14 protein-coding genes are annotated in these 15,458 nt (G+C 60.9%); 3 read left to right on the forward strand and 11 right to left on the reverse strand.

From position 1 onward, the window contains the following. Nucleotides 1–32 precede the first annotated feature (32 nt). On the reverse strand, nucleotides 33–1,322 hold the full coding sequence (locus OH764_RS10925; protein WP_498846813.1) for an MFS transporter: 1,290 nt from the start codon (nucleotides 1,320–1,322) through the stop codon (nucleotides 33–35). A gap of 160 nt (nucleotides 1,323–1,482) precedes the next feature. Between OH764_RS10925 and OH764_RS10930 the strand changes: the two genes are divergently transcribed. Continuing rightward, nucleotides 1,483–2,451 carry a LysR family transcriptional regulator gene (locus tag OH764_RS10930; protein WP_498846814.1) on the forward strand — a complete coding sequence of 323 codons (969 nt, stop codon included), beginning with the start codon at nucleotides 1,483–1,485 and terminating at the stop codon, nucleotides 2,449–2,451. A 133-nt stretch (nucleotides 2,452–2,584) separates the two neighbouring features. Here the strand turns inward: OH764_RS10930 and OH764_RS10935 are convergent, their stop codons facing one another. The 3 genes from OH764_RS10935 to OH764_RS10945 all read right to left on the reverse strand — a co-directional run bounded on the left by OH764_RS10935 (nucleotide 2,585) and on the right by OH764_RS10945 (nucleotide 4,641). Then, a complete protein-coding gene (locus OH764_RS10935; RefSeq protein ID WP_498846815.1) occupies nucleotides 2,585–3,094 on the reverse strand; it encodes a cytochrome P460 family protein in 510 nt (169 codons plus the stop codon). A 22-nt stretch (nucleotides 3,095–3,116) separates the two neighbouring features. Then, on the reverse strand, nucleotides 3,117–4,148 hold the full coding sequence (locus OH764_RS10940) for an alpha/beta fold hydrolase (RefSeq protein WP_498846816.1): 1,032 nt from the start codon (nucleotides 4,146–4,148) through the stop codon (nucleotides 3,117–3,119). Between the two features lie 151 nt (nucleotides 4,149–4,299). Then, nucleotides 4,300–4,641, reverse strand: a complete 342-nt coding sequence (locus OH764_RS10945) for a DUF4148 domain-containing protein (RefSeq protein WP_498846817.1) — start codon at nucleotides 4,639–4,641, stop codon at nucleotides 4,300–4,302. Nucleotides 4,642–4,961: 320 nt separating this feature from the next. On the opposite strand from OH764_RS10945, the gene OH764_RS10950 reads away from it, so the two are divergent. Further along, nucleotides 4,962–6,161, forward strand: coding sequence for a cytochrome P450 (locus tag OH764_RS10950; RefSeq protein WP_498846818.1), 1,200 nt, complete (start codon nucleotides 4,962–4,964; stop codon nucleotides 6,159–6,161). Nucleotides 6,162–6,702: 541 nt separating this feature from the next. Here the strand turns inward: OH764_RS10950 and OH764_RS10955 are convergent. The 3 genes from OH764_RS10955 to OH764_RS10965 all read right to left on the reverse strand — a co-directional run bounded on the left by OH764_RS10955 (nucleotide 6,703) and on the right by OH764_RS10965 (nucleotide 10,206). Next, entirely contained in the window at nucleotides 6,703–8,082 is a 1,380-nt protein-coding gene (locus tag OH764_RS10955) for a tripartite tricarboxylate transporter permease (protein WP_020070062.1), read from the reverse strand. Continuing rightward, nucleotides 8,082–8,582, reverse strand: a complete 501-nt coding sequence (locus OH764_RS10960; RefSeq protein WP_498846819.1) for a hypothetical protein — start codon at nucleotides 8,580–8,582, stop codon at nucleotides 8,082–8,084. Before OH764_RS10960 ends, OH764_RS10955 begins: the two co-directional genes overlap by 1 nt. A 337-nt stretch (nucleotides 8,583–8,919) precedes the next feature. After that, nucleotides 8,920–10,206, reverse strand: a complete 1,287-nt coding sequence (locus OH764_RS10965) for a hydroxymethylglutaryl-CoA reductase (RefSeq protein WP_498846820.1) — start codon at nucleotides 10,204–10,206, stop codon at nucleotides 8,920–8,922. Between the two features lie 162 nt (nucleotides 10,207–10,368). Between OH764_RS10965 and OH764_RS10970 the strand changes: the two genes are divergently transcribed. Further along, nucleotides 10,369–11,757 (forward strand): aminotransferase-like domain-containing protein, encoded by a 1,389-nt coding sequence (locus OH764_RS10970; RefSeq protein WP_498846821.1) that lies wholly within the window; start codon nucleotides 10,369–10,371, stop codon nucleotides 11,755–11,757. Nucleotides 11,758–11,784: 27 nt separating this feature from the next. On the opposite strand, the gene OH764_RS10975 is transcribed toward OH764_RS10970, so the two are convergent. The 4 genes from OH764_RS10975 to OH764_RS10990 form a co-directional block, all read right to left on the reverse strand. Next, a complete protein-coding gene (locus tag OH764_RS10975) occupies nucleotides 11,785–12,963 on the reverse strand; it encodes an MFS transporter (RefSeq protein ID WP_498846822.1) in 1,179 nt (392 codons plus the stop codon). Between the two features lie 95 nt (nucleotides 12,964–13,058). Then, nucleotides 13,059–13,502, reverse strand: coding sequence for a DUF3331 domain-containing protein (locus OH764_RS10980; protein ID WP_498846823.1), 444 nt, complete (start codon nucleotides 13,500–13,502; stop codon nucleotides 13,059–13,061). 117 nt (nucleotides 13,503–13,619) lie between these two features. Continuing rightward, nucleotides 13,620–14,003, reverse strand: a complete 384-nt coding sequence (locus OH764_RS10985; protein WP_498846824.1) for a BON domain-containing protein — start codon at nucleotides 14,001–14,003, stop codon at nucleotides 13,620–13,622. A 337-nt stretch (nucleotides 14,004–14,340) separates the two neighbouring features. Next, entirely contained in the window at nucleotides 14,341–15,396 is a 1,056-nt protein-coding gene (locus OH764_RS10990) for a sensor histidine kinase (protein WP_498846825.1), read from the reverse strand. Nucleotides 15,397–15,458 lie beyond the last annotated feature (62 nt).

Here is a 15,458-nt window from a genome sequence, read left to right on the forward strand (position 1 = left end):
TGATACAGATCTGCGGAGCCGCTTTGAAATGGCTATTGCTGTTTCATCGTCAACTTGCCCTTCAGGATCAGAACGGCGGCCAGCGCGGCGGCGCAAGCCATCACGAGAAGCCCCGCATGCATGCTGCCGGTCCCCGCCTTGGTCCAGCCGACCACCGCCGGCCCCCAGAATCCGCCGGACAGTCCAACGGTATTGATGAGCGCGATGCCGCCCGCCGCCGCCGTCCCTTCGACGAGTTGCGAGGGAATCGCCCAGAACACCGTATAGGCCATCCACAAACACGCGGTGCCCAATGTCAGCGCGAGAAGCGTGAGCGGGAGATTGCCGTCGGCAAAGACCGTGGCGATCAGACAGACTGCGGCGCCCAGCGCGGGAATTGCGCAGTGATAGCGGCGCTCGCCGAAACGGTCGGAACTGCGGCCCGCGAGATACATACAGACGGCAGCCGCCACGTACGGAATCGCCGTGTACCAGCCAAGGCGCACCGTATCCGTCACGCCTTGCTCCTTCAGCAACGTGGGCAGCCAGAAACTGATCGCGTAGATCGGAAAGATGACGCTGAAGTAAGCGAGCGCGAGCACATACACTCGCGGGCTTTTCAGCACCGCCTTGAACGAATCCGCGCGATGCTGGGTCGGCGCAGTTTCGCCGTCGAGCAGTGCCTTTTCGCCGTCATCGAGCCAGCGCGCGTCGGCGGGTCGATCGGAAATCACGCGCAGCGTCAGCAAGCCCAGCACGATGCACGGCAGACCCTCGACCAGGAACATCCATTGCCAGCCGGCGAGGCCGCCGACGCCGGCGAGGCTCGTCATCAGCCACGCCGACACAGGTCCGCCGACAATGCCGCCCAGCGGTCCCGCAACGAACACCAACGCAATGGCGCGCGCCATGCGCGCCGGGCCGTACCAGCACGACAGGTAATAGATCATGCCCGGCGCAAAGCCCGCTTCGAACACGCCCAGCAAAAAGCGCATCGCGTAAAACGCCGGCACGCTTCGCACGAACAGCATGCACGCCGACGTGATACCCCACAGCACCAGAATGCGGCTGAACGTCTTGCGAGCGCCGACTTTCGGCAGCATCAGATTGCTCGGCAATTCGAACAACACATAGCCGATGAAGAAAATGCCCGCGCCCACGCCGTATGCGGCGTCGGAGAAACCGAGGTCGGACTGCATCTGCAATTTCGCGAAACCGACGTTGACGCGGTCGAGATAGGCGAACATGTAGCAGGCCACAAGGAACGGCAGCAGCCGCCAGTTGAGCTTGCTGTAGAGCGCGGCGGCGGGATCGCCGGCGGCCGAGGGGTGGATTGCTGACATGGTTGTCTCCGTATGCCTTGCTGGCCCGTTGCAGGGGTTGAGTCGATGGTGGCAGCGCAAAAACGGACTAGCAAGAGCAACTAAGTTCACATATCGTTGTCTTATGGGCAACACACGCCAAACCTGCAGTGAGCGGGGGTCCGGCGGTCGGAGCGATCAAATGCGAGAAATCAACCAGCAGCGGCTACGCTATTTCCACGAGGTGCTCAGTCACGGCACGATTCGCGGCGCGGCCGAACACATCAACACGTCGCCGTCAGTTATCACGCGGCAGATCAAGCTGCTCGAAGACGAACTGGGTGCCGTGCTGTTCGAGCGCCAGGCGCGCGGCGTCAAACCGACCGAAGCCGCCATGCATCTGCTCGAGTTCTGGCGCGGCTACCGCTCGCAACAGGAGAAGCTCGAAGACCAGCTGCACGCGCTGAGGGGTCTGCGCACCGGGCAAATTCAACTGGCGGTCAGCGAAGGTTTCGTCGATACCTTCGTCGACGACGTGCTGGCGCCGTTCTGCACGTGCTATCCCGGTCTGGAAGTCAGCATGACGATGCTGGCGGTAGACGCGATTCTCGACGAGGTCGTGGAGAATCGCGCCCACATCGGTCTCGCCTATAATCCACCGCCGCACGCGCGCATCGCGTATCGGGCGAGTTCCGCGCAGCCGGTTGTGCTGCTGCTGAGAAAGGACCATCCTCTGGTCAAACGTGGCGGCCCGGCGCGTCTCGAGGATCTGCAGGCCTATCCGCTCGCGCTCATGCCGTCTACGTTCGGCATCGGTCATGTCGTGTCGATGGCGCAGGTGGCCGCGAACGTGTCGATCCGTCCCACTTTGACCACCAATTCGTTGAGCGCTCTCAAGCGCTTCGTCACGGCGGAAAATTTCATGACGTTGATCGGAGAATTTGCCGCATATCGCGAACTCGCCAGCGACGAGTTCACCACCGTTCCGGTCGCCCATCCGCTCTTTGAAAGCGCACAGGCTAGAGTGCTGGTCAAAGCCGACCGGCCGCTCGCCGCGGGGCCGCTCGAACTGTTGAAATGGATCGAGGAACGCATGCCGATGTTCGCGCGCGGAAAGGCGCAGAGACACAAACCGCAAAAACGGGCATCCAGCCGCGCAAGCGGTGGCTAGCCGCAGCCGTTCATAGCGGAGCGAAGAACGCCATAACGTTCGAACGGGCCGCAGCGATATTCACATCGCTGCGGCCCGTCCTTTTGAAACACTCACACGCACCCGGTGCGCGCGCCGCCTCGGCTACGGCGCACTACGGCGCAAATCGCGTGAACACATAATCGCGATCCTTTACCTTCGCCGCGTGACACGCGAAGCACGTCTGGTGCTGCGCGGCGTCAACGGGCTGTCCGTTGACGAAACGCCCGAAACCCCAGCCTCCCGTCGACGCATAACGGCGCGAGTCCTTGACCATCACCTGAACGGTAGTGGGCTCTCCGGGGATGGTCGCCGTCGCGAACTCGGGCGACTGCTTGCGCTTGTACGCAAGCTTGACCAGGATGGTGCCGTCGGGATACGGCAACGTCGACTTCTCGATTGCCTTGATCGCGGCGGGATTGCCAAGCACCACGCGCAGTTCGTCGAGCGGCGCGGCCTCCTCCGCAGGCGCGATCATCTGCCACTTGCGGTAGCCATCGGGAATCGTCACCCCGTAGATTGGCGAAGGCGCTGACTTCGCGAGCTCCGCCAGCGCATGACTTCCCACCGTGCCGAGCAGGAGCGCCGCATTCAGCGCAACCTGTGCAAGCCGGATCTTTCGCATTGCGTCTCTCCCGCTCGTCCGTTCAGAAACGGGCCACGTCGATGACGGCGTCGGCGAAAGCTTTCGGCGCTTCCTGCGGCAGGTTATGCCCCACGCCGCCGCCGATGTTGCGATGCGCGTACTTGCCCGTGAACTTCTTCGCATAGGCCGACGGCTCCGGGTGCGGTGCGCCGTTGGCGTCGCCTTCCATCGTGATGGTCGGCACGGAGATGGTCGGGCCCATTGCGAGCCGCTTCTCCAGGTCGTCGTATTTCGGTTCGCCGGACGCGAGGCCGAGACGCCAGCGGTAGTTGTGAATCACGATCGCGACGTGATCGGGATTGACGAACGATGCCGCCGTGCGTTCGTACGTCGCGTCGTCGAAATTCCATTTCGGCGAGGCCGTATGCCAGATCAGCTTGTTGAACTCGTGACGGTTCGCATCGTAGCCTGCTACGCCGCGCTCGGTCGCGAAGTAGAACTGATACCACCAGGCTAGTTCCGCTTTCGGCGGCAACGGCGCTTTATTGGCTTCCTGGCTGCCAATCAGATAACCGCTCACCGACACCATCGCCTTGCAGCGCTCCGGCCACAGTGCCGCGATGATGTTCACGGTGCGCGCGCCCCAGTCGAAGCCGCCGAAAATGGCTTTGTCGATTTTCAGCGCGTCCATCAGATTGATGATGTCGACCGCGATAACCGCCTGCTGGCCGTTGCGCGGCGTATCCGCCGAGAGAATGCGCGTCGAGCCGTAGCCGCGCAGGTACGGCACGATCACGCGGTAGCCGGCGGCGGCCAGTAGCGGCGCGACTTCCACGTAGCTATAGATGTCGTACGGCCAACCGTGCACCAGAATGACGACGGGGCCGTTTTGCGGGCCTGTTTCCGCGTAACCGATGTTCAGCGTGCCGGCGTTGATCTGCCGTAAGTTCTCGAACGACGTGGCGCCCGTTCCGGATTTCGCGCCGCTCGTCTGCGCGTGCGCGAGTCCGCTCAAACCCAGTTCCATCAGGCTGATGCCCGCGACCGTCGTGCCGAGCAGACGGCGCCGCCGCGTATTGACCTGTTCAGACATGGCTATTTCCTCTTCTTGTACGAAAACCTGGTAGGACCTGCATGCACTCGCGTAAAAAATTTCTAACGAGTCCGCACGCGATCAACGGCGCACGAACAGGTCAATCGTCGAGATGAATACAGGCAGTGGGATAAATGTGCGGTGTGTTTCGTTACGGCTTGGCGTAGATCGGGCCGAGGCCGATGACATCCGACCCGGACGAATGCGGCGAACCGGAAGCCGAACTGCCGTAAGTGGACGATCCATACGATGACGCGAGCACATTCTTCTGTGCGTCGACACGCGCCTCTGCGGCCTGGATGTTCTTCGGATACTGCGTTTGATCGCTTGCGGGGTTATAGCCGGCGCTCTGCAATTCGACCAGTTGCGCACGGACTTCTGCGCGGGTCAGCGGCTGGTTCGACTGCGCGAACGATATAGACGGCAGTGCAACGGCAGCGGCGACGGAAGCGGCGACGGAAGCGACGGCAATCAGCGATTGAATGACTTTCATGATATCCACCTCAAGAGAATGTCTTTCGACGCAAACGCCCGTTTGCGTTTTCGAGTTCTGCAAGCGCCAGTGCGGCTGGCATGGAATCATTAGACGCTCTTCAGGTATCTGGCGTATGTCGGCGATCCGCGCCGGTGCAACGTTATGTAACGCCCCGGCATGCAGACACATTGGGATACAAAACGAAGACGGCTCGCGTTCAGCTTCCTCCGCATGGACAGAATTCGGTGCGGCGGATGGAATAAGACAAGCCTGCCAGGTGTTATCGATTGAAACCGGCGTAGCCGTCTGTCCACCGACTTACTGGAACACCCAGCACGATGAATTTCGCGACCTTCTCGTCTCCCGCCTTCTTTACCGATCCCTATCCGATGTACGAAAAGCTGCGGGAGTCAGGTCCGCTGCTGCCTGTCGGGCCCAATGCGCTCGTCACGGGCCGCTTCGAGATCATCGACGCGCTGTTGCGCGACCGGCGCATGGGCAAGACCTATCTGCAAAGTGTACGCGCACGTTACGGCGACGCGGCCACTGAACAACCGGTATTTCAGGCACTCAGCCGCACCTTTCTGATGATGAACCCGCCGGTGCACACCAAACTGCGGACGCTGCTGATGAAAGCGTTCAACGCGCGACAAGTTGAAAAGCAGAGAGAGATAGTCGAAGCGACGAGTCGTGAACTTCTGGATCGCATCGGCTCTGCGGCCCAATTCGACCTGGTGAGCGAGTATGCATTGCCATTGCCGGTCGAGATCATCTGCCGCCTGCTCGATATTCCCTCTTCTGACGGCACCAAACTCGGCGAGGCCGCGAGCCGCCTCGTCGCCGCATTCGATCTCGCGCCGCTCGATGAGGCCGCGCTCGCCGATGCGAATGAAGCCGCGCTCGCGCTAGAACGCTATTTCCGCACGGTCATCGAGCAGCGCCGTGCGCGGTCCGGCGACGACATCGTTTCGTCGCTGGTCCATGTCGAGGACGAGGGCACGACTTTAAGCGACGACGAAATCGTCTCCAACGTCATACTGATGTTCATTGCAGGCCATGAAACCACGTCGAACATGATCGGCAATGCAATGGTCGCGCTGTTTCGGCATCCGGCGCGACTCGAAGCGCTCAGGCGCGAGCCGGCAACTATCGCAAAGGCGGTTGCCGAGTGCATGCGCTTCGACAGTTCTGTGCAAATGGTGGTACGCACTGCGCTGGAGGAAGTGGTGATTCACGACGTGACGCTCAAGCCCGGCACGATCGTCTTCATGCTGACCGGCGCAGCGAATCGAGATCCCGCGGTGTTCTCGCATCCCGATCAACTCGACTTCGACCGTGGTCCGAATGTCCCTTCCCTCGCATTCGGCGGCGGCATTCACTATTGCGTCGGCGCAAGGCTCGCATTGCTCGAAATGGAGGTGGCGCTGCGAGATCTTCTCGCGCGCTTTCCGCAGATGCAGCCCGATGATCTCGACCAGTTGAACTGGCACCGCCATAATAATCTGCGCGGTGTGCAATCGTTGCGGATACATATCTGAGCGATTGCATACGACGCGGTGCGTCGGCTTCATTTAATTGCGTTTGCCGCGCTATCTATTCGCGCCGATGACGTTGCAGTTCATAGAACGCGGTATAGCTGACCGCTACTATCCTGCAACGTCATTCCCGCCTTTCGTTACACGTCTTTCCTCGCTGGTTCGCCAGAAACTGTTGCGCGCCGAGAAAGACGGTCAGCTCGCGGCACTCAACAAGCTCTATCAACGCAGCCAGGTTAGTCGCATCGACAAATTCCGCTGTGGAGCGCTCTATTCGTGAACATTCCGGTTCGCCGCGAACGGCTCGCCGGCTCTTTATAGCGTCAGGAAATCAAACATGTCTTCAACACCTTTTTCTCCCGCTCGACGTCACGTTCTCGCCGCATCGGTCGCAGCCGGCGCCATGGGGCTGATTCCCGGCTCCGTGTTCGCCGCACAGGCGACAGCAAGATTCGTCCATTCAAGGTCACCGTGATGCGCGCCCGGCGCGGCTGACCTGCTGGCAATTCGAATTCATCGCAGCAGGCGCGCAGCGCGTGTCCTGTTAGAAGAGTTTGATGATTGCGGGCACGCTCAGCACGGCGGCGTAATAGCCCATGAACTGGACGCCCGCATTGAACGCAAACAGACGCGACAGCAATCCGCCAAACAGTCCGACCGTGAGGATCACGGCAAGCCCCAGCAACTGCCCTTCCCAAAGACCGATCACGACGATCAGCCCGGAGAACGTCGCGATAATCGCCTCGTGACTCAGCTTGCGCGCGACGAAAGATGCGGCGCGGTGTGCATAGTTCATCGCGAGCGGATAAGCGATCAGCGCGGCCAGCACGATGGACAACAGGCCGAAGACGAGAAACTGCCACGTCGTCATCAGCGTATGAAGGTTGTCGATGTGGCCGGTCGCCGTGTTCACGGTGAAGCGCGGCGGCGCATTGAAAAGCGGCGCGGCAGGACCCGCGGCCACCGGACTCAGCGGCAGTCCGAACGCGATCAACGGGATCAGCGCTTCCGCAATGTAAGTGGCTTCGGTTACGCCGTTACGCACGGCAATGACCGTCGTCAAACGATGGTACGCATGACGGATTCGCGCGCCGACTATCTCGCCCATCAATACCGTCATTGCGACGGGACTGAACACGAAGGTCGCGCTCGATACCGCCGCCGTCGCGACTGTGTATGCCGTCTGTTGCCGGTCGAGTACTTTCAGTGGATTCGGAAAGTAGCCGCTCCACCCTTTCAGGTCCGGCGCGAGCGCAAAGTTCGACACGTGGTCGCGACGCATGCGTCGCCGTTCGACCGGTGAGAGTATCGAGAACAGGTCGGCAATCAGCGGGCCAATTGCAATGCCGAGAAAATAGCTGACGCTCAGATTGACGCCGTGACTGCGCGTGAGCGTTTGCAATCCGACTATCAGCAACACGAACGGAATCAGTAGAAGCACCGAAGCCCACCGTCCCGCCGAAAAGTACGCGATACAAACCGCCGCGAACAGAAACACCCACGGCGCCGCGCGCGTGATCAGACTGCCGAAAGGCGCGAGCATGACGGCGAACAGTACGGCGAAGGGCAATGCAACGAATGCCGCCACGATCGCGCCGGAGATCATCTTGCGCAACGCGATATGAGGCACACCAAGCGAGCGCAGCATCGCGGCTTGCTGGAGAAGCGGCGCGGCCATCGTGTCGCCGGGAATGCCTAGCAATGCGGTGGGAATGGCGTGGGTCATGTGCTTGGCAACCGCGCCCGCCATGAAGAAGGTGAACACGCCGGCTGGCGGCACGCCGAGCAATGCGACCAGCAAGGTCAACGGTGCGATCGTGGTCGTTTCGTCGGTGCCGGAAACAAGGCCGATCGCCGCGAAGACGACAGCGCCGAGCAGTCCCATTGCCAAGGCCATCGGAAACTGTTGGATCAGCGAGTCCATCAGCGTTCTCCCTTTGCTTGCGCGGCTTGCTCGGATAACTCGTATGCGGCGAACAGATCGTAGAGTCCCAACTCTTTTAATTCGGCCGCAGCGTTTGGCGGAAGATCGGCGATCGATCCGATGCCGCCTCCTTCTTCAGCGAGTTGCTTCAACACATGCTGGCGGTCCGATTCGCCAACCGTGTGGTCGGTCACCACGCGCTTGGGTTTGAAAAAGAACGCACTGAGCGCGCCCGCCGCGAGGCATCCGCCCAAGCCGATCAGCATTGCGTAGGCACGCACGATGGCCGCGTCGCTGACAGCCGACGACAGCACCGCCTTGCCGGCCTCGAACGCGGCGACGCTAATTGCCACGCCTAAGGCCACCGACCACGCCAGATGGCGGAGATCGACGGTATCGCCCCATACTTCGGCAAGCCTGAAGGTGGACGCGTCGACGTGCGCGTGAATGCCCGACCCGTCGCCGGCGGCCGACGCTGCACTGGCACTGGATGATTTCAATGTCTGTCTCCTGACCAAGATGTTTTATTCTGGGCGTGCGCCTCGCGACGCCTCATGCACGGCGAGAACATCGCCGTGGGCCTTTCGAGTTGCGGTTAGGTTCCGTCTAATTCAATCAGCGAAGATGTCACGCATGGTCTGCGCTACTCAAGCAAGCGCGGCTCACTCGCAACAGTGACAGCTCAGTCATATAGCGGGAAAGTACTCCGCATGGTTGCGAATTGGCGCGATGTTCGCGGCGCGCCGGTACAACGGAATGGCCGGTGCATGCAGAGCGCCGTCTCGCTTTGCGAGGACCGTCGATTGCGGCCTCGGCAAAATCTTATCCGCGCAGATGTCATGCATCTCGCGGACGCTGTAGAACTTCTATTGCGAAGTCAGTGCGGAAGTCCGCAGAACTTATCATTTGCTTGACTACCCAGTCAACATCGTTACCCGTTGCGCCCGCACCTAAAGCAATGTTGCGTGCATGCAAGGTCATATGGCCGCGTTGAATGCCCTCTGTTGCGAGCGCGCGCAAAGCACCCATGTTCTGCGCAAGGCCAACGGCGACTGCAATCTCGCCGAGTTCCTGTGCCGATTTCACGTCCATGATCTTGAGTGCGAGACGCGCGAGCGGATGCGTCTTCGTTGCGCCGCCGACGAGTCCGATCGGCATCGGCATTTCGATCGTTCCGACGAGGTCGCCGTTGTGCGCCTTTTCCCACGTTGTGAGCGACGTATAGCGTCCGCCGCGCGTCGCATACGCATGCGCACCCGCTTCCACCGCGCGCCAGTCATTGCCGGTCGCGACGATCACCGGATCGATGCCGTTCATGATGCCCTTGTTATGCGTCGCCGCGCGATACGGGTCGAGCGCGGCGAAGAGATACGCGTCGATCACACCGTCGATCACTTCCTCACCGGAATAGTCTTTTGTAGCGAGCGTGTCCGCCGAATAGCGTACGGAAGCACGCGCGAGCCGCAAGTCGGCGAGATTAGACAGAATGCGCAGACGCACCTTTCCGCCGGCTATCTGCTCCACTCGTTCTGCGATGGACTCGGCCATCGTATTGACAGTGTTCGCGCCCATCGCATCTCGCACGTCGACGATCAGATGCGCGACTATCATTGGACCGCGCGGCGTGTCCGGAAACACGTGCACTTCGATGTCGCGACAACCGCCACCTAAGCCAATGAGTACTTTGTCTCGGCTATTCGCAAGGCCGATCAATTCGTCCTTGTGTTTGAGGATCGCCAATCTCGCGCCATAGGGATCGCTCACGCCGACCACCTGTACCTGTGCGCGCATCAGCGGTCCGGTGCTCGACGTCTGAAAACCGCCGCTTACTCTCGCGAGTTTCGCCATGAACGAAGCGGCCGCGACGATAGACGGCTCTTCTACTGCCATGGGCACGATGACGTCTTTGCCGTTGATCTGGAAGTAGCCGGCCACCGCCATCGGCAATTCGAAAGTACCGATCACGTTCTCGATCATTCCATTCGCCGTTTCAAGCGGCAACGCGCCGGGCTTTGCCAATTGCGAGTATTGCGCGTCATCCAGACCGACCTCTTTGCAGATGTGAGCGAGACGCTCCTGCGGGCTGAGTGAACGGAAATTCGGCAGCGTTGAATCGATAGCCATGTACTGTCCCTGGGGTTACGGTCGCCGCGTTCATTCGTGCTTGCGCACTATGAATTAAAGGATCAATAATAGGCGGACCGTACCCCTTTAAAAGGTACAGTTTGCGCTTACAGTTGCACCGCTGTACCAGTGACACTTTCATATCCCGCCGGAGTCGCGTTAATGAGCTTGCGTAGAAGTGCGAGTCTGTCGAGTTCCATGGCAGACAATCTCGCCAAACAGATTGAAGAAGGCGTGATTCCGGCAGGCGCCAAACTTCCTTCGATCAGGGAATATGCTGATGCGTCCGGTTGCTCGAAGAACACGGTGATCAGCGCATTCGAAATGCTCACCGCGAGCGGACTGATCGAGCCTCGGCGGGGCTCCGGTTTTTATGTCGCGCAAAGAGCAAGAGCCGCAACCGAGACAGAAGAAAGCGGCGTGCTCGATCGCGCGATGGACACCGTCTGGTTAATGCGGGAGCAATTGCAGGTCAAGCCCGACGTTCTCAATCTGGGCGAAGGCTTTCCGCCTATCGAATGGCTGGAAGCGACTCGACTCGATCAGTACCATCAGCGGGTTGTGCGCACCGGCGTCGCGTCGCTATTTCGCTATGGCAGCCGCTACGGTTATCTGCCGCTGCGCCAGTCGCTGCAACAGAAGCTCTCTGGCTACGAGATCGAGGCCGCGCCTTCACAAATCGTTCTCACGCATGGCGCCAATCAGGCCATGGATCTCGTATTGCGTTATTTCGTGCGACCGGGCGACACCGTGCTCGTGGACGACCCTGGCTACTACCCGCTGTTCGGCAAACTGAAATTGAGCGGCGCGAATATCATCGGCGTGCCGCGCGAAGTAGACGGACCGAATCTCGCCGAACTCGAGCGTTGCATGATCGAGCACCGGCCGAAGCTGTTCTTCACGCAATCGGTCGGACATAATCCAACGGCCACCGATACGAGCGCCGCGAAGGCCTATCGCATTCTGCAACTTGCCGAAACACACGACACGGTCATCGTTGAAGACGATGCGTTCGCCGACCTGCGCCCGCGATCATTGACACGTATCGCCACACTCGATCAACTGCGCCGCACCATTTATGTGGGCAGCTTTTCGAAGTCGGTCTCGGCGGCATTGCGCGTCGGCTTTCTCGCGTGCAACGCGGCGCTCGCGAGCGATCTCGCCGATGTAAAAATGCTCATCCACGTAAGCAGCTCGGAATACAGCGAGAGGACGCTCGCGGCCATTGTCAGTGACGGCCATTTCCTTCGGCATACGAACCAACTTCAGGAAAAATTGAAGCGCGCGACCGCAACCGCAAAAACCGCGCTCAAAAAGCTGGGCGCAGAGATCTTCAAGGAAAGCGAACAAAGCATGTACTTGTGGGCGTCATTGCCCGAATGGAACGACTCGATGAAACTCGCGAAGGCAATGCTGGAGCGCGGCGTGATTCTGGCGCCGGGCGCCGTTTTCTCGCCCGCGTCGGAGCGCGTCTCGGCATACTCGCGGTTCAACGTCGCTTATCTCAGCGACGAACGATTCGTCAGTGCATTGCGTGCGCTTGCGCCGTAAGCCGGCACACGCGCAACGCGCGCCTATTCAAGCCCCCGCAAGCGGGCGGATGCTGGGCCTGTCGTGCTTGTCACGCATGATTGCAAGCATGAGCGCCGCGAGGCCACATGTCGCGATCAGCCCAATCAAAGCGATCTTGCCCAGATGAACGAGCACCCAGCCGCCGATCGCCGGAAAGCCGAACGTGCCAACAAAGTACGCGACGACGAACCACGTCAACGCGGCCGGCCGGTGCACAGCGGCGGAATCGTTGACCGCCTGCGCCTGAATGGTCGGATAGACGAGACCGTAACCGGTCCCGAGCAACACGGCGCTCGCCGCATGGAACCCGGTGTAGTACGGCACCGCGGACATCGCTGCGATGCCGAGCACCATGATGCCGAGCAGCAGCTTCGTCGCGACTGCGCGATGTAGCCGGATCACGACGCGCGTCAGCAGCCAGCGGGTAGCCACGACGGTCACCGCATACAGGCTGAAAAAGGTACCCGCCTGTGCATGCGTGCCTTGCACGAAAGACATCTGGAATGTCATCAAGCCCGAGAAAACGCAGGCGCACAGCGAGATCATCACAATCGGATAAGCCGCACGCGTACGGCTAATTGCGCCGATCTGTCGCAGCCAGCGCTCCTGCACGGGCGACGCCGACGCATGCGGCGAGATCCGGCCGAATACTTCGAGCATCAGCGCGGCGAGCGCGCACAGACCACCGACGAGATAGAGCACGCTGGTAAGCGGCCAATGCCATGAACGAATGGCGAACGCGGCCGCGGCAGGACATCCGCCGATGCCGGCCATCTGGATCGTGCCGAAACGCATGAACCAGAAGCCGCGGTCCGTATCGCTCGTGCGTTCCGCGAGCGCCATCGGCGCAGCAAGACAGAACGCGCCCCAGCCGAATCCCACGAGAAAGCCTGGAAATACGCTGAGACCGCTCATGCGGTCGATCAACGCAAACCCCGCCACGCCCAAACCGATGCACAACGCCGCGAGAGCGGTCGTGCGGGCGGCGCCGATGCGCTGAGCGAACCAGCCCACCAGCGGGACTCCGACGAGCGTGCCGACTGTCGCTTCCGCAAGCGCCAGTCCGGTGTCGAGGTCGTTTCCTCCCATCGAGTGGAAATGCATCGAGAGGAAAAACGTTGCTCCGTACCCGCCCGCTGCGAGCAAGGTGCCGATGAGCACGAAAAAGGCGCTGAATGGGCGCATTGAGAGAATCCGCATGACTGGTTGAGTCGAAGCTTGCTGTGCTGCGCTCACGAATACGGGAGCCGCGAGCGTCGAGCTTCAAAAAGCCAGTAGTGTCACGTTCCCGCGATTGCGAGGTCGGCGCGATGACCGATCGTCGCGGCAAGAATCATCTGATGGCGATTCGGCGGCACACGCACTTCACGTGTGCGCGGACGAAACACCTGATCGCCGCGATGAATCGCGCGGCCCGTCAGCGCGCAGACGGCGGCGACGTGAGCGAGACCGCTGCACCAGATCTGTTCGGTGTAGCGACCGGAACACGCGTCGCTCCACGAGACGCTGATCGTGCTCGCCGACAAGCGCTCGACCACTACGATGCTGGCTGGCTGTCCCACCACGCGGCGATTGTCGTCGGCGGCGGGCGCACAGGCGTTGAAGCCGCGCTTCTTGAGCTTCACGAACGGTTTTTTCGCACACGCGTCGAGCTGCTCGGCGGACGGATCGAGCACGTTCAGCAGCGCGCGAACCACGATATGGTCTTTGGAAGGTACGGTCATCGATCCATCTCCATTAGCGTGCGTGGACATAGTGCGAAACGGCTCGAGGCTTGCCGGTGACGACACGTGCGGCGCAGTTGTCCGTTCAGACGCTGTGCCATGTGTCGCCCTGGTGTATTAGCCTCCGCCTTGCTCGCGCAGCGTCAGCTTGCTGCTGACCGAGGTCACGCCCGGCACCTTCTTTGCAGCGTCGACGGCGATACCTTCCTGGTCCTCGCTTTCGATCTGACCGGACAGCGTCACATGCCCCGTCTTTGCATCGCCGAAGACGGCGATCGTCGACTGTTCGAGACCCTTGGTCTTGAAAATCGCCTTATGGACCGTCTTGGAGAAGGCGCGATTAGCTGCCCGAACCGACTTCTTCGTCGGCGCCGGTTTGCTGGTCGCTGCGGTGCTGTCCGACGCGGCAGCCGCCGCGTCCGCCGCGAAGGCCGGCGTGTATGCGAATGCGGCGACGGCGATCGCGAGGCCGCTGCTGACGACGAGATGTCGAAGTTTCATGATTTGATCCTTTGAAGTATGAGAGAGAATCGTTTGAGTTATAGAACTGTCACTGCAAGAACCATCACTGCAACTACGATGTGCCTGGGCACGTATTGCGTCGAGTGCTTTCTCGACGTTGCTAACCTCGCGCCATGTATCCATTAGAAGCGCGAAATGTATCCCGGATGTGTCGGCCCGGTATCGGAAGGTATCCGGTGACGCACCGTTGGAACGTGTCTCCGAAGACGTGAGATGTGCGTGTGCGAACCGGGTTCGTGGTGTACCTGTTTCGCGTGTCGATTGAGTATGCAAGCGCTGCCTGCAGAAACGATCGGCGGGTTTTATGCCAGGTTATTCAGGCGGTCGCGAGTGGCAAGGTGAGCCGTGCTTCGAGGCCGCCTGCGCAACGGTTTTCCAGTTGCAGTTCGCCGCGCATGGCGAGCGTTAGACGCCGTGCGATCGCGAGCCCCAGGCCTGAACCCGACACACGCGCGGATGTCTCTGGAGACCTGTACCAAGGCGCAAACACTGCGTCCATTTGCTCAGGCAGAATGCCGGGCCCCGAGTCCACTACGGCCAGTACAAGCTGGCGAGCTTCGACGCGGACACACAGGCGCGCGTCGCCACCGTACCGAAGCGCGTTGTCGATCAGGTTCATCAGCACACGGCGCAGCGCATGCGGACAGGTGACGAGCGGACGCCCCACGCTTCCCTCCAATGCCACGGTGCGCCCGGCGTCGCAGTAATCGCCAACTAGTGCGCCCAGCAGATTGTCCGCATCGACCCGCTCTGTCCGCTCGCCGACGTTGCATTGCATCTTCGCGCAAGACACGCTGGCTTCGACCAGTTGGACCATCTCGGCGAGATCGCGCTGCAATGCTTCGCGTACCACTGCGTCTTCGAGCAGTTCGCAGCGCATGCCCATGCGTGTCAATGGCGTGCGCTGATCGTGCGCATAGGCAGCGAGTACTTGCAGCAGCTCGGCCTGACGACCGGCGCGATAGCGGGCGGCCGCGTTGATCGCGCGAACCAGTCTGGCGATCGCCGGCGGTCCGTCCTCGGACAACATGGCTTCTGTACCTTCACCGGTGTCTGCTTCGATCGCGGCAGTGAGCTGCCGCAGTCTGCTCAACAGTTCGGCCGCCTTAAGAGTCGCCGCGACGGCAAGGCTCATTCCGACGACGGCCGCTGCGACCAGCAGCAAGCTGGCGCCTTTCAGCGATGACCACGCAACGGTTTCCCCCAGATGTGCGCAATAGACACTGAGGCCCGCCAACAGAAGCACCGCGCCCACGCGCCGCGCCCGGCCTTGCCGGCCTCCCGAATGCCGCGGATGTCGAACCGATTGCGTGCGATCCCGCGTCGGCCGTTCGAGCAGCGCGTTACCTGACTGAGTCGGATACGCAATCATTCTTCGTTCTCCAGTTGCTCTCATTCTGTTCGGAAGCGGATGCGCGAATGATAGGTGTTTTG

Source organism: Burkholderia sp. M6-3 (genome assembly GCF_050858985.1).
In the GTDB taxonomy this organism is placed as follows: domain Bacteria; phylum Pseudomonadota; class Gammaproteobacteria; order Burkholderiales; family Burkholderiaceae; genus Paraburkholderia; species Paraburkholderia caledonica.